Source organism: Pedobacter miscanthi (genome assembly GCF_003315595.1).
Lineage (GTDB): Bacteria > Bacteroidota > Bacteroidia > Sphingobacteriales > Sphingobacteriaceae > Pedobacter > Pedobacter miscanthi.
In genome coordinates this window covers 1-1192 of record NZ_QNQU01000072.1, presented here as the reverse complement: position 1 = coordinate 1192, position 1192 = coordinate 1, and the positions used below count along the sequence as shown (strand labels likewise).

General features: G+C 50.3%; 1 rRNA gene. It reads right to left on the bottom strand.

Annotated features, from left to right (window positions below):
- A 16S ribosomal RNA gene (locus DRW42_RS28400) occupies nucleotides 1-1161 on the bottom strand; the annotation flags it as partial.
- Nucleotides 1162-1192: the final 31 nt, after the last annotated feature.

The following is a 1192-nucleotide window of genomic DNA, read 5'->3' as shown; positions in this document are numbered from 1 at the left end:
AACTTAATGCTGGCAACTGACAACAAGGGTTGCGCTCGTTGCGGGACTTAACCCAACATCTCACGACACGAGCTGACGACAGCCATGCACCACCTGTCACTTTGTCCCCGAAGGGAAAGCCTAATCTCTTAGGTGGTCAAAGGATGTCAAGACCTGGTAAGGTTCTTCGCGTTGCTTCGAATTAAACCACATGCTCCTCCGCTTGTGCGGGCCCCCGTCAATTCCTTTGAGTTTCAACCTTGCGGTCGTACTCCCCAGGCGGAATGCTTATTGCGTTAGCTGCGGCACTGAAGGGCGGAAACCCTCCAACACCTAGCATTCATCGTTTACGGCGTGGACTACCAGGGTATCTAATCCTGTTTGCTACCCACGCTTTCGAACCTCAGCGTCAGTTACAGACCAGAGAGCCGCTTTCGCCACTGGTGTTCTTCCATATATCTACGCATTTCACCGCTACACATGGAGTTCCACTCTCCTCTTCTGCACTCAAGTCTTCCAGTTTCCAATGCACTACTCCGGTTAAGCCGAAGGCTTTCACATCAGACTTAAAAGACCGCCTGCGTTCCCTTTACGCCCAATAAATCCGGACAACGCTTGCCACCTACGTATTACCGCGGCTGCTGGCACGTAGTTAGCCGTGACTTGCTGGTTAGATACCGTCATCGAATGAACAGTTACTCTCACTCGTGTTCTTCTCTAACAACAGAGTTTTACGATCCGAAGACCTTCTTCACTCACGCGGCGTTGCTCCATCAGACTTGCGTCCATTGTGGAAGATTCCCTACTGCTGCCTCCCGTAGGAGTTTGGGCCGTGTCTCAGTCCCAATGTGGCCGATCAACCTCTCAGTTCGGCTACGTATCATCACCTTGGTAGGCCGTTACCCCACCAACTAGTTAATACGCCGCGGGTCCATCTAAAAGCGATAGCAGAACCATCTTTCATCTAAGGATCATGCGATCCTTAGAGATATACGGTATTAGCACCTGTTTCCAAGTGTTATCCCCTTCTTTTAGGCAGGTTACCCACGTGTTACTCACCCGTCCGCCACTCAACTTCTTACGGTGAATGCAAGCATTCGGTGTAAGAAAGTTTCGTTCGACTTGCATGTATTAGGCACGCCGCCAGCGTTCGTCCTGAGCCAGGATCAAACTCTCATTTTAAAGTTTGTGACTCATTATTTTTACTAGCGAA